The organism is Listeria booriae (genome assembly GCF_000766865.1).
Classification (GTDB): Bacteria; Bacillota; Bacilli; order Lactobacillales; family Listeriaceae; genus Listeria_A; species Listeria_A booriae.
Map to the genome: position 1 here is coordinate 1 of NZ_JNFA01000024.1, position 14,892 is coordinate 14,892.

The 14,892-nt window shown below is 41.4% G+C and carries 11 protein-coding genes; all 11 read left to right on the forward strand.

Features of this window, described 5'->3' with window-relative positions; translation table 11 throughout:
• The coding region (locus EP57_RS16970) for an Ig-like domain-containing protein (protein WP_077916829.1) at positions 1-5,168 on the forward strand (5,168 nt) is incomplete at its 5' end.
• Between the two features lie 195 nt (positions 5,169-5,363).
• Positions 5,364-5,858, forward strand: coding sequence for a DUF4352 domain-containing protein (locus EP57_RS09715; protein ID WP_241480720.1), 495 nt, complete (start codon positions 5,364-5,366; stop codon positions 5,856-5,858).
• A gap of 18 nt (positions 5,859-5,876) precedes the next feature.
• Positions 5,877-7,013 carry a glycosyltransferase gene (locus tag EP57_RS09720; protein WP_036086254.1) on the forward strand — a complete coding sequence of 379 codons (1,137 nt, stop codon included), beginning with the start codon at positions 5,877-5,879 and terminating at the stop codon, positions 7,011-7,013.
• A gap of 12 nt (positions 7,014-7,025) precedes the next feature.
• Complete coding sequence (locus tag EP57_RS09725) at positions 7,026-7,688, forward strand: YveK family protein (protein WP_036086256.1); 663 nt, start codon at positions 7,026-7,028, stop codon at positions 7,686-7,688.
• Between the two features lie 3 nt (positions 7,689-7,691).
• Complete coding sequence (locus EP57_RS09730; RefSeq protein WP_036086259.1) at positions 7,692-8,369, forward strand: CpsD/CapB family tyrosine-protein kinase; 678 nt, start codon at positions 7,692-7,694, stop codon at positions 8,367-8,369.
• On the forward strand, positions 8,356-9,759 hold the full coding sequence (locus EP57_RS17170; RefSeq protein WP_241480721.1) for an O-antigen ligase family protein: 1,404 nt from the start codon (positions 8,356-8,358) through the stop codon (positions 9,757-9,759). Before EP57_RS09730 ends, EP57_RS17170 begins: the two co-directional genes overlap by 14 nt.
• The gene (locus EP57_RS09740; protein ID WP_241480722.1) at positions 9,752-10,516 is read left to right on the forward strand and encodes a glycosyltransferase family 2 protein; all 765 of its coding nucleotides are present in this window, start codon (positions 9,752-9,754) and stop codon (positions 10,514-10,516) included. The genes EP57_RS17170 and EP57_RS09740 overlap by 8 nt, the downstream gene beginning before the upstream one ends.
• A gap of 101 nt (positions 10,517-10,617) precedes the next feature.
• Positions 10,618-11,271: a sugar transferase gene (locus EP57_RS09745; protein WP_052167632.1), complete on the forward strand. Its 654-nt coding sequence runs from the start codon at positions 10,618-10,620 to the stop codon at positions 11,269-11,271.
• Between the two features lie 3 nt (positions 11,272-11,274).
• Positions 11,275-12,723, forward strand: a complete 1,449-nt coding sequence (locus tag EP57_RS09750; protein WP_036086261.1) for a flippase — start codon at positions 11,275-11,277, stop codon at positions 12,721-12,723.
• A 7-nt stretch (positions 12,724-12,730) separates the two neighbouring features.
• Positions 12,731-13,558: a hypothetical protein gene (locus EP57_RS09755; protein WP_036086267.1), complete on the forward strand. Its 828-nt coding sequence runs from the start codon at positions 12,731-12,733 to the stop codon at positions 13,556-13,558.
• Positions 13,555-14,889 carry a nucleotide sugar dehydrogenase gene (locus tag EP57_RS09760; protein WP_036086270.1) on the forward strand — a complete coding sequence of 445 codons (1,335 nt, stop codon included), beginning with the start codon at positions 13,555-13,557 and terminating at the stop codon, positions 14,887-14,889. Before EP57_RS09755 ends, EP57_RS09760 begins: the two co-directional genes overlap by 4 nt.
• Positions 14,890-14,892 lie beyond the last annotated feature (3 nt).

Below are 14,892 nucleotides of genomic sequence, written 5' to 3' on the forward strand. Positions count from 1 at the left end.
AAAATGCAGTGGCAGAGGCCACACCAACTGCTGCACCAGCTAACGCAACAGAGGTATCCACATTCGCAGAGCTAAAAACAGCCTTGGATAGCAAAACGATAACAGATATTAAATTAATGGCGGATATTAAAGTAACAGCCACTTTTAATTTCACAACACAAAAAAATCTATACGGTAACGGGCACACACTTGATATGAATAATAACAAAATTGGTGTTGCCAAAGCAGATTCTGTCAACCGTATTGAAGATTTAACAATCACTAACCAAAATATTTATCCATTGTTCTGGTCAGAATATGCTGGCGTACAAGTTACTTATAAGAACGTAACGTCTAGCGGTAAACAGTTTATCTACAATGCTAAAGGTACAGCTATTTTGGAAGGAAATATTAAAGCAACTTCTAATCTTGAAGAAATTTTCCAAGGAACGAACTTGATCGTCAAAGAGGGAGCGGACGTTGATTTCTCTTCTGTTGATTCTGGTTTAACGGCACTTTACGTAGTGGGAAATCTAACGCAAGAAGCCAATTCGAGTATGAAAGTTGATTCGAAGTCATATACGCTTTATGTGCCTAATACCAGTACACAAATTTCTATCGCTGGAAATTTAGAGTTGAGATCTGCAACGAAACAAGCCATTTATACAACTGGCGGAAATATGGTCGTTAAAACAGGCGCTAAATTCAAGGCTGACGCAGGTGATACGGTTGAAGAAGGTATTTCTATTACAAACGGTAGCTTGACGGTTCAATCAGGAGCGGATTTCATTGCGACTTCTAAAGGCCTGCAAGGAACAGTTCAAACAGGTAAAGCATTAACATTTGAGAACGGTTCGAATTTTGCTATTACAAATACGAATGCTACTGGATCCGTTTTTGCGAACTATGCTGGCGCCTCTACTAAAATTAACATCAATTCCGATAGAGGACTATCTACTTGGGATTACGGTTTCATCAATAACGACAAACCAACGCACAACTACAACGACTTCAAAACAGCAACCTTTGACTTATCTGGTTGGGATAAAGGTAACTTGAGTCAAAAGAACCTAACGTCAAACAGCGCGCAATTCCAATCACAATTTGTAAGTAAAACAACTGGGAAATTATTTGGTGGTAGCTATGCCTTAACAAATATCGCCCAAACAACCATCGACGATCTTACAACAGATTCTACACAAGTAGTCGGCATAGCAGAGCCAAATGCAAACATCGTAATTAAGGATGCAGCAGGAAAAGTCTTAGGTTCTGGTCGTGTTGGATCTGACGGTTATTACGAGGTTACTATTGGGAAACAAGTAGCAGGAACAGTCGTAACAGCAACAGCTGACTCTAATGGCATTACATCTTCTGCATCAACGACAGTCATCCAAGCTTCTATTGAACAAACAACAATTGCTGCCCTAACTACAGATTCAAAAACAGCAACAGGAACAGCAGAACCAAATGCAGATATCGAAATTAAAGCAAATGGCGAAGTTATTGGTTCAGGAAAAGTAGCATCAGACGGCAAGTATAGTATCTCAATCTCACAACAAGATGTAGGTACAAGAGTAACGGCAACAGCGACAAAAGGAACAGCAACTTCTCATGCTACCACGACTGTAACACAAGGTGACCTTGACCAGACAACGATTTCAGCGTTAACAACAAAATCAACAACTGCAGAAGGAACAGCAGAGCCGAATGCAACGATTGAGATAAAAAATAATGCTGGTGACCTGCTTGGTTCAGGAAAAGTAGGATCAGACGGCAAGTACAGTATTACCATTCCGAAACAAACTGTTGGAACAGAAGTAATTGCGATTGCGACATCAAACGGTAAAACATCCACAGCACAAACAACAGTCGTTCGCGGCGAAATTGATGCGACAACAATTAACAAAGTTACTACGGAATCAGTATCTATTTCAGGAACAGCAGAACCGAATGCATCACTTCTTGTAACAGATCAAGACGGTGTACTATTGGCATCAGGTCGTGTTGGATCAGACGGAATTTATGGCTTAACAATTGGCAAACAACCAGAAGGAACAACGATTTCAGTATCAGCATCTTTAGGCGGATTCACATCTAAAGCGTCAACGATTGTAGAACGCGACGGTATCGATCAAACAACAATTAACGCACTAACAACGGATTCTGTGTCTGTTTCAGGAAAAGCAGAACCAAACGCAACCATCGTTATTACAGATCAAAATGATAAACAATTGGCAACAGGGCGTGTCGGATCAGACGGAATCTATCTCTTGACGATTGCGAAACAAGCAGAAGGAACAGTAGTAACAGCAACAGCTACAAAAGATGGCAAAACATCCAAAGCCAACACAACGGTAATCCGTGATGCAATCGCGTCAACAACGATTAACGCTTTGACGGCTGATTCTACAAACGCAACAGGAACAGCAGAACCAAATGCAGACATCGTACTCAAAAATGGAGCAGGAACAACAATCGGATCAGGAAAAGTCGGATCAGATGGTAAATACAACTTAACTATTGATAAGCAAACAGCAGGCACAGTAGTAACAGCAACGGCTACAAAAGATGGCAAAACAGCAAGTGCAGAAACAGTAGTAACAGCAGGTAAAGATATTGCACCAACAACGATTAACGCTTTGACAACTGATTCCGTAAACGTAACAGGAACAGCAGAACCAAATGCAGACATCGAAATCAAAAATGGGGCAGGAACAATCATTGCATCAGGAAAAGTAGGATCAGACGGTAAATACAGTTTGACAATTGACAAACAACCAGAAGGAACAGTAGTAACAGCGATAGCAACAAAAGATGGCAAATCAAAATACGCGCAAACAACGGTAATACGTGATGCGATTTCTCCAACAACAATTGATGCTTTAACAGCCGATGATACAGTTGTAAAAGGAACAGCAGAACCGAATGCGGCCATCGTAATTAAAGACACAGCGGGATCAACAATTGCATCAGGAACAGTCGGATCAGATGGTAAATACAGCTTCTTCATTTCCAAACAAGCAGCAGGAACAGTCATAACAGCTACAGCTACAAAAAATGGCAAAATAGCTACTGCAGAAACAGTCGTAGCAGCGGGCCAAACGATTGCTCCAACAACAATTAATGCCCTAACGACTGATTCCGTAACAGCAACAGGAACAGCAGAACCAAATGCAGACATCGTACTCAAAAACGGAGCAGGAACAACAATCGGATCAGGAAAAGTAGGATCAGACGGTAAATACAGCTTGGCGATTGATAAACAAGCAGCAGGAACAGTAGTAACAGCAACAGCTACAAAAAACGGTAAAACTGCGAGTGCAACCACAACCGTAGTAGACAATCATTTTGCAGCACCAACGATTAATGACTACTATGTGAACGACGGCTATGTTTCCGGTACAGCTCCAGCAGGCGCGAAAAAAGTAACAATTGAAGTAGGCGGAAACATCATCCGTACGGTAGATGTCGCGGCAAACGGCACATACAGAGTATACGTGAACGATAATGCAGCAATGGGACAAGCAGGAACAGTTTTCCATGCGTATGCAACAGATGCTAACGGCAAAACAAGCGACAAAGCATCAAGTACAGTCAAAGCAAAAGCAGTAGTCGTTGCTCCTCCAACAATCAATAACTATGTGGTAGACAGCGGTTATGTCACTGGTAAAGCAACAGCTCCAGCAACAAAAGTAACGATTTCTATTGGTGGTAAAGACGTTCGCACAGGTGACGTAGCAGCAGACGGCACATTCAAAATCTACGTGAACGACAATGCAGATTTTAAAGTGGTAGGTAAAGAATTTACAGCCGTTGCAAAAGACGCAGCAGGCAATGTAAGTCAACCAGCAAAATCAACCGTACAAGGTACGCAACTGGCGCAACCAACGATTGACGCTTACTACGCAGGTCAAGAATATGTAACAGGTAAAACCGACAAAGCAACAAGCAAAATTGGTCTTTACGACAAAGATGGCAACTTACTTCGTTATGGCGCAGTAGACGCAGCAACAGGTACGTACAAAATTTACGCTTCTGACAAAACATCTATGCGTGTTGTCGGCGACGAATTCTCTGTCAAAGCTATTGACGTAGCCGGCACAGCCACAGCACCAACGAAAAGCACCATTTTAACAGCGATTTTAGGAAAGCCATCGATTGATGATTACAATAAAGGCGATGAGTATGTAACAGGTAAAACCGACATTGCAACAAGCAAAATTGGTCTTTATGACAGCCAAGGCAATTTGCTACGTACAGGTCTCGTAAACCCAGACGGCACGTACAAAATTTATGCATCAGATAAAGCATTCATGCAAGTCATTGGCAATGTATTCACAGTTCGTGCGATTAACTCTGCGAACGTTCCTGGTGTAGCCGCAACTTCTCCAGTTTTAGGCGAACGTGTACCATCTAAAGTAACAGCAGCAGCTTACAACTTAGGCGATAACAACGTAACTGGAACATATTCAGGCGCTGGTGCGAAAGTACAACTCTTTGTTAACGGCGTATTGGTTAAAAACGGTGCGTTAGACACAGCAACAGGTACGTACCAAGTTTACGCAAAAGACTACATCAAAGCAGCAACAGATAACGTCGAAATCGTACTATACGATAAAAACTGGCAAGAACTAGATCGCACAAAAGTAGACGTAAAAGCAGCAGCAGGTCAAACATTAAAAATTACTCCAGATACGTATACAATTGGCGACTCTAACCTAACAGGAACATTTGATGGCGTAAGTCAAAGCATTAAACTTTACGTGAATGGCGAACTTGCCCGCACAGGTCAAATTAGCGGAGACGGCAAAACATTTGTTGTTTATGCACAAGATAAAATCAAATCAGTAACAGATGTTGTCACAGTAGTTGGCGTTGATAAAGACGGCAAGGAAGTAACAGCACCCGTAACAGTAAAAGCAGCAAGTGAAGCAGCAGATGCACTAAAAATTGGCGCTATTTCTTACAAATTAAACACAGACAACTTAACTGGTTCATATACTGGTACGATGAACGGCGTAGAACTTTGGGTTAATGGTGTCAAGGCACGTACAGGTGGATTTGATGCAACAGCACAAACATTCACTGTATACGCAAAAGACAAAATCACGTCGACAAGTGATGTCGTTCAAATCAAAGGTTATGACAAGAACTGGAATGTAGTAACAATTGATGTCACTGTAAACTAAATTTTTGGAAAGGCAGGCATCTTAGGCCGCTGGTTTAAGATGCCGCCTTTCAAATAATAAAAAAGCATTATCAAGTGTGTCACCAGACGCGCATTTAAAATGGCCAATAAATCTTGATACAGACAGGATTTTATATACCTTCCCATGACATATGGCAGATAAAAATAAGAAATAAGCGAAATGAGGATTTTTTCGATGAATAGATATAAAAAAGTAATGATTGCCGCAGCAACGGTTTTAACATTAAGTACAACAATGGTAGGCTGTAGCGCAGCAAAAGAAGACGCTAGTCCTAAGAAAACAGAACAAACGCAAACCGATCTAGGCAAGAAAAAAGTTATGGCAGATATTGAAATGACACCAAAAAACTTCACGTACAAACAAGACGACACTTTTAACGAAAAAGGAAAAGAACTAACGGTTATTCCGATGCATATTGCCAACAAGACAAAATCAGAATTCGGTGTTGGAGCAGGTGACTTCCATTTAGAAACAGCAGATGGCAAGAAAATCGACACATTCGGTTACCACGATAGCTTCGGCGATGTCATTCCCGCTGGAAAAACACTGGACGGCAACGCATACTTCGCTATTCCGAAAAACGGTAAAAATTATACATTAGTATACCACCCAACAAACGCTGCAAAAGAACGAACTCTAAAATGGACAATCGGTTCACCTAAAAAATAAAGAAGAGAAGGAAACGACATGTTACAAGAGAAAAAAATAATGATGTTCAGTTCCGTTCATGTTTGGAACGACACACGCATTTTTTATAAAGAAGCAATGACGCTCGCTGATGCGGGGTTTGAAGTTGACTTCTACGCGATTGATAACGGGATGGAAGTTGTGGAACACCCTGGCCTGCGGGTTCATTTACTGCCTGCAAGCACATCACGGTTGGCCCGTCCCCTTCGGTGGCGCAAACTTTATAAAATTGCCAAAGCATCCGATGCAATGTACTACCACATTCACGATCCAGAACTACTCCTACTTTTACCGAAGTTACGCAAGAAAAAGCCAGACGCGATTCTAACCTATGATATGCATGAAAATTTCCCAGCAGACATTGAAACAAAAACATGGATTCCAGCTCTTTTACGAAAACCACTCAAAAAATGGATTTTGCGGATAGAAAAACACACAATGGCGAGCTGTGATCACATTATTTTCGCAGAAGAATCCTATTTGGCAAGCTACGAACACATTGATTGCAAGAAAACCACTATTTACAATTACCCCACTTATATGGAAGCCATACCAAAAACAGCATCAGAATCCCCATTCACACTGATTTATGTCGGTAGCATTACGGAAGATCGCGGTATTTTTGAGATGTTAGAGCTGATTCGGCGCCTACAAGAAAAGCGACCAACAGCCTATTATTTGAAGCTCTTAGGTCCGATGACAAATAGTCTAGAGATAGAAGTGCAAGAGTTTATTACGAAACATAAGCTTGAAGCAGTTGTGCAAGTATACGGTCGTGTGCCTTATCCAGAAATTTGGCAAGCATACGCGGCATCTGATTTAGGTCTTTGTCTGTTACATCCGATTCCTAATTACCTTCAATCGATGGCGACCAAATTATATGAATACATGGCGGCATCGCTACCAATTCTCGCTTCTGACTTTCCAGATTGGCAAAATTTTATCGAAAAACACCAAAGCGGGGCGGTTAGTTCTCCCTTCGATACAGAAAAGCTAATAAGCGAAATCGAAAAACGGGCGGCGAATCCGCATTTGTACGCACAAGAAGGCGAGCGAGGCCGCTTGGCTTATGAGCAGGAATATCACTGGGGAATTGAAGCACAAAAAATGCTAAGCCACGTTTATAACACGCAGTAATTGGAGGAAATTATGAAACAAGGAATGAAAACAAAACAGATTTTACGCAGTTTTAAAAAATCGTGGTACTGGTTGGTTATCGTCCCTGCCATCCTTATCATGCTCACCTTTGGAATTGAGAAATTTTGGATTACTCCGAATTATACAACATCCACACAAGTGCTAGTCACAACCGTCACTTCCAAAAATGAAGTACAGGCTTCGGACAATGTACGATCCTCGATTCAATTGAGCGATACCTACAGTACAACGATTGGAAGCGCAAGAACAATGCAAGAAGTTATCGATAAATACGATTTAAATATGACACCAGAAGAACTTACAAAAAAAGTCACTGTGAAGGGGAACGTAAACTCACTCGTCTTTACGATTACCGTGGTGGATTCAAATCCAGAACAAGCCGAAATAATCGCAAATGGCATTGCATCCGTTGTTCAAAGCGATTTCCCAGAGCTATTCAGTGGCACCAAAATGATTAATTTAGAAAAAGCAAGTAAACCAGTCGCTGTTAGCAGTTTGACGAAATATATATTAGCAGCAGGCTTCGGATTAGGAATTGCGCTAGTGATTGTACTGTACCGAGCAAGCTACGATAATATTATCCGCCAGCGAGAAAGCTTTGATGATATGGGGCTTCGATTCTTAGGCGACATTCCATTGATAGAAGGAGAATAAAACATGGCTAGATTAAAGAAAAATAAACTGTTTTTTGACGGCAAATCCAAATCATTTGAAGCTGAAAAAATTCGTTCGGCACAAGTAAGTCTCCAATTTGCACTTACAACGCTGAAAAAAGCCCAAACCATCATGTTTACATCTGCCAATAAAGGCGAAGGAAAAACATTTTGTATTAGCAATATCGCCAAAGAATACGCCAAACTAGGCAAAAAAGTATTATTAGTCGATTTAGATTTACACAGGCCACGTCTGTCCCAAGCGATTGCCCCACGAGAACTCGGCGGTTTAATGCTGGGCGTACATGACCAATCGGTGTTGATGGATCAAATTATCCCTTTGGCTGAGGAAAATCTCTTTTTCTTACCAACAGGTCAATTACCCTCGAACCCGCTGGAAGTAGTTAGTTCAGGACTATTAGCCGAAATGTTTGCGAGATTAGAAGACGAATTCGATATGATTTTCATTGATACACCGCCGGTTCGCGTGCTGTCAGATGGTCGTATGATCGCCACATTATGTGACGGTGTAGTCTTAGTCGTGCGTAGTGGTGTGACTAAAGTGAATGAAGTAGAAGAAGCCAAAGCGCACATTGAAAATACAGGCGTTCCGATTATTGGCACCATTTTAAACGGTCAGCAGTATAACAAAAAAGAGAAGAACACCTATGCCTATTATTAACTGGCTACAAACGCATTTCAAACCAATGTTATTTATTATCGGCATCACGGCCATACTCCAAGCTTGCGTCTTCCTTCCTTACGGTTTCTTAGCCTTACCACTTTTCTTGGTTGCCGTCTTTATTTTTCTACCAATCAATATGGAAAAATTCACAACAGCACTTAGTTTTGTGATTATCTTTTCTGGCTTTTTTGGATCTTATTTAGGAATACCTGGTAACGAGAACATCTTTTTATTTCGCCTCTTAATCCCGATTCACCTTTTTCTCTTCGTATTCTTTGTAAAGAAAGATTGGCTAAGATTGCGCTACGTGAAAGTCTTTCTCTTCCTGTTTATTGCCTTCTTTATCGGGATGATGGCAACAGGATTTTGGGCACCGGAGTTAGGACAAAGCTTTCGATATCTGTATTTTATTTTTGAATGGTTGTATGTCATTTTTCTATGTGTTTACTACATTCGAACGGAAAAAATATATGATGCCTTTGCAAAATGGCTGACAGTACTGTATATCGGTATTTTAATGCTTGGTGTTTGGGAATGCTTGACTGGACAGCATTTGAGTCAATCGGGTTCGCTCTTTTATGAAACGACGACGAGTGCTTTTCAACCGACAGGATTTCAGTTTAATACGAATGATTTTGCTTCCTTAATCACTATTTTTTTCCCGATTGTGATGTTGTATATTACGACTTGGAAGAGGAAACTAATCATGCTTAGCGGTTTGCTAGGTGTTAGTTCACTCTCACTTTATCTCGTTATTATGACCAATTCTCGACTTGCAATGGTGGTGCTTGTGCTAGAAATGCTTGTCCTGTTGTTCGGATGGTCTAAAATTTGGTCTTTCGTGGCGGTTTATGTGTTAGGTATGGGCGCTTTGCTAGTTTCGACTTTTCATGCCTCTGGTTTCGTTCAAAAATTGCTCGGGATGGTGAATAATTCTTTCACGGACAAAGGAGACTCGACAAGTGAGCGGATACAAATGTACCAAGCTTCCTGGAATATGATCAAAGAATCACATTTTATGGGTATTGGCGCGGGAAATTTGCCGATTCGACTAGATGAATATATGTATGGTTTTGAACGTGCGTCTGATAATTACTGGGCGCCGCACAACTACTGGCTGGAAGCTTTGGCGAATGGTGGTTTGCTCGCTTTTATACCGTTACTTGCTTTTTTCATCACGTATTTTGTTTTTGCGATTCGTTATTGGGTGACGGAAAAGTACAGTGCATTCTCCGCGATTCCGCTTTTAATTGGTATTGCTTTTGTAGCAGCGAGCATTGGTCTTAGTAGCACGATTGATAAACGACACCTGAGTTTAGGTATCGGAATGGGGCTTGCGGCCTTGAATATTTATTATTTACAGAAAGGAAGGATAAAAATTGATTAGTATTATCATGCCTGCACATAACGCAGAAGCGCACATTCAAGCAGCGATAGACAGTGTTTTAGCACAAAGTTGGACTGATTTTGAGCTATTAATTTTAGATGACTGTTCGACAGATGAGACTGTGGCACTTGTTCAAGCCTATACCGATCCGCGGATTCGATTGTATATGCTCGAAGAAAATTTAGGTGCAGCAGGAACGCGGAATTATGGTATTCGTCAGGCGACGGGTCGCTATATTGCTTTTTTAGACAGTGATGATTGTTGGAAGCCGAAGAAGTTGGAGTTGCAACGAGCGTTTATGCAAGAAAATAAGGCGGCGCTTAGCTACACGGCCTATGATGTGATGAGTCCAGACGGAGAGCGCATAACCGGGCATGTCGATGTACCCGAATCGGTGACCTATCGCTATTTGCTGCGCAACACCATTATTGGTTGCCTGACAGTAATGATTGACACCAAACAAACCGGTCTAGTGCAAATGCCAAGTTTTAAAGGCGCGGAAGATACAGCAACATGGCTTTCGATTTTGAAAAAAGGATATGTTGCAAAAGGTCTGACCGAGCCACTAGCGCTTTATCGTAAAGGCAATGCATCGTTATCCAGCAATAAATTTCAGATGGCAAAACACATTTGGCAAGTCTATCGAAAAAGTCAAAACATGTCGGTGTTTACAGCATTGACCCATTTCCCATTTTATTTATGGAATGGGCTTGTGAAACATTTACGAACAGGTGGTTCCGTCAAACTCGTGAAGTAGATGACGCTCCACAAAACTACAACCAAACTCGCGGAATATACTACGCTGTGCCAGCTAGTTAACGAGTTTATCAAATAAAAGACAAGGAAGTGTCAGTAATTATGGAACAAAAAGCAATACTAGTCGTCAGTCATGAATACAGAAGAGCCAAAAGAATGTGTGACTTTGTTTTAGCGCTCATTGGAATCCTTTTGTTAAGCCCTGTTTTTCTCATCGTGGCACTCATGATTAAGCTCGACTCACCAAAGGAAAAAGTAATTTTTGTGCAAACCAGAACCGGTCTAAGAAATGAACCGTTCTCCATTTTCAAATTCCGCTCGATGCGAAAAAGTAACCAGCCTGGCGGTGCTAGAAAACATGTGTATGATTGGGAAAATGGCGTGCCGGATGATTTTGTTTTTAAATCGGTATCTGGAAATGATCCAGAAGTTTCTCCGATTGGTGCTTTCGTTCGCAAGTTCAGCTTGGATGAATTGCCACAGCTTTTCAATGTACTGCGCGGGGATATGAGTCTGGTAGGGCCACGGCCAGAAATACCAGCTATCACGGATCTTTATTCCAGAGCGCAACAAACACGACTACTTGTGAAACCAGGTGTCACAGGATGGGCGCAAGTTAATGGCAGAAGCAATATGAATCATGGCCAGAAAATGGCGCTAGACAGCTATTATGTACAGAAACTCAGTTTGAAATTAGACATCCAAATTATCGGTATGACGATAAAACAAGTGCTAACGGGTAAGGATGCGGTTTAATCGATGAAGAAAGTAACGACTAACTATATTTTCGTTTTACTTTATCAACTACTCATCATTATTACGCCGATTTTCACAATGCCTTATGTTATTCGGGTTTTAATGCCAGAGAATGTTGGTGTGGAAGCGTACGTGAGCTCGATTGTACAGATTTTCACAGCTTTTGCAGCGCTTGGCATGGGAGATTACGGTCGAAAAGTGATCGCAAGTGTTAAGCGCGAGCAAGATTTGAAAGTGGAATTTTACAGTTTGTATGTGGTGCAAAGTTTCTTTTCCGTTATTGTTCTCCTTATATATCTTATTTTCACCTTCCATACAAAGCAATACCAAATGCTGTTTCTGATTAATATTTTGACCATTTTGTCGTATGTTTTTGATATTACGTGGTTCTATACGGGACAAGAAAATATGAAAAACATCATGATTCGGAATATGGTGGTTCGCCTCGGTTCGATGATTGGTATCTTTAGCTTCGTGAAAGGAGCAGATGATTTAGCGATTTATGTTTGGATTAATGCAGCAACACTTCTTTTAGGACAACTCGTGACATGGCTGCCTCTGTTAAGAAAATGGAAAGGCTTTGAAGTTCGATGGGAGAAAGCAAAAAGGCATGTGATTCCCGTGATGACGGTTGCTATCGTGCCAATTATCACGCTCATTCCACTCGCTTTAAACAAAGTTATTTTAGGAAATATGACTACGGCGATGGATGTTGGTTTTTATAATCAAGCGTTTAAATTGATGACATTGTTTGTCGTATTTGTCACTGCTTTATCAACCGTTATGAGCCCACGAATGGTCAAACAATACAATGGTGCAAAAAAGGAAGACTTCGAACGCTCCATGTATTTTTCCTTTCGCTATGTAGCGCTTAGTACGTTACCACTTGTGACCGGTTTAATCGCAATCGCGCCGCTATTTATACCATTGTTTTTAGGTAGCGCTTTTCAGTCCTCGGTCCTTAATCTACAAATTTTAGCTCCTAGTTTATTTTTCTCCGGTTTAGCTGGTATTTTTGGTTTACAAATTTTAGTGACTACGGGCAAAAATAAAAGCTATGCCTTTAGCGTTCTTATTGCGGCGGTCATAAGTCTAGGCACGAACATTGTTTTCATTCGATGGTGGGGGAGCTATGGCACGGCAGTTTCCTACACGATTTTCATGACGATGACGTGTTTACTACAAGCTTACTTTGCTAGAAAATATTTTTCAATTAAAAAAATGATACAACAAATAGCCCCGTATGTGGCGGCGAGTTTGATAGCTTTTGCAGCAGAAAAAGGCATCGCATACGTCTTAAATGGGCATGCCGTGACAGTTATTGCCGCGCAGGTATTTGTGGGTGGGATTGTATATTTCGGAATATTGCTTCTTTTTCGGGACCCGCTTCTTTTGAAAGTCGGACAAATCATCCAATCAAAAATAGTACGTAAAAAACAAGCAGAAAGGTGATGCACACATGCTTAACTTTGACAGTATCCGAAATATGGAAGACCTACTTGCTAAAAAAACAGCAATGCTAGCCGAGTGTACCGAAGAAAAAGTCGTTTTACTAGGCGGAAGTAGCGTCCTATATGGCTTTAATACAGATGAAATACAACAAAGTCTCGGCAAACCGACATTCAATGCAGGCGTCAATGTTGGACTAGGTTTTCGATATTTGCTCGATAACATAGAACCGCATTTAAAACCGGGCGATCAAGTACTTTTGCCGTTGGAATTTAATCAGTATACCAATCCGCTTTATTACGTATTTGGCTTTGGTATTGATACATTTGTCCATCGCGAGTACTGGAAAAACCGAAGAAAATACCGACAAAAATGGAAGTTGCTCCTTATTTCTCTCAAACATGCCAGAACTTCGGCGACACCGGAAAAACTGGCGAAACGTAAAGCCGCGACACTCACAGAAACAGGCTGTTATCTCGGATTGGATACCCAGTTGCGAGACCCAGCGACCTTAAAAGCAATCCCCGTCCCAGAAACGTTCCAAGAAACCGACACGATGAAAGAAATCGCCGCATTTATGACGAGATGCCAAGAGAACAAAATCGGTGTGACACTGTTACCGCCAGTTTTCTACGCGAAAGAATTACGTACTGCCTATCTCGAAAAACTGTACGCCTATTTTGGCGAATCGATATCCCCAGAGCTGTTCCGATTAGACGCAACCGAAGTATATGACTCCGTTTACCACGCTAATCAAGCCGGTCAAACGCGCGTGACACAACGCCTTATTCAATTGTTAGAACAACCCCAAATCAGAAAGGAATTAAACGCAATATGAAAAATAAATTTTTAAATAAAGAAGCAAAAATCGCTATTATCGGGCTTGGCTACGTAGGTTTACCGCTCGCCGTGGCTTTTGTCCAAAAAGGATTTCAAACGATTGGCTACGATACAAGCGCCAAAAAAATTCAGTCGCTCGCAAGTGGCATGTCCGATATTGCCGATATTTCGAATCAGACACTTCAAACGTGTTTAGACACGAACGCTTTCGAGTTATCAGCCAGTCCAGAAATTTTGCACGAGGCAGATGCCATTATCATTTGCGTCCCAACACCGCTAACCGAAGCAATGGAACCAGATATGGGCTTTATTAAACACGCAGTACAAGATATTGTCATCCACGCCAAAGAAGAAGTCTTTATTTCACTTGAAAGTACCACATATCCAGGCACAACACGCGAACTCATCTGCGCACCAATGCTCGAAAAAGGCCACATCCTAGGCCACGATTTCTTCGCATGCTATTCTCCAGAACGCGTAGATCCGGGCAACAAGAAATTCCACACATTGAACACACCAAAAGTCGTAGGTGGCGTGGACGCGACATCTAGAGAGCTCGGCGAAATTTTATACGGGCAAGTCATTGATACAGTTGTTCCAGTTAATTCCGCAGAAGTTGCTGAAATGAGTAAGCTTTTAGAAAATACATTCCGCAGCATCAATATCGCTTTTATTAATGAAATGGCACTTTTAGCTGAAAAAATGGAGATTGATATTTGGGAAACGATTGAGGCAGCGAGTAGCAAACCGTTTGGCTTCATGAAATTTACACCAGGACCAGGAATCGGCGGCCACTGTATTCCGCTTGACCCGATGTATCTATCTTGGAAAGCCAAATCAAAAAACTTCTATAGCCGTTTCATCGAATTAGCGCACGAAACCAATCATTTAATGCCAGAGAAAATGGTCGATCACGCAGCAGAAGCACTAAATCTACATCAAAAATCGATTAACGGCTCTAAAATTCTTCTTGTCGGCATGGCATACAAAGAAAACAGTAATGATCTGCGCGAATCTCCAGGCCTTCATATTTATGAACAACTATGTGCACGAGGCGCGGATGTTTCATTTTGTGATCCAGAAGCTCCAGTATTCCGAGACGCCAATGGAAACACGCAACAAAGCATTCCCGTTGATTATAAAGCCTTCTCTAACTATGACTTAGTGGTGATTGTCACACCGCACCAAGTATTCGATCTCGAACAAATCGGCACAGAAAGCCAACTAATTTTAGATACAAAAAATGCACTAAAAGACACGTTCCAAGGAAAGAAATGGGCGTATGGCAAGGTGCATATGACACAGGTGATGACGAAAGGAGTTCAATAAGTC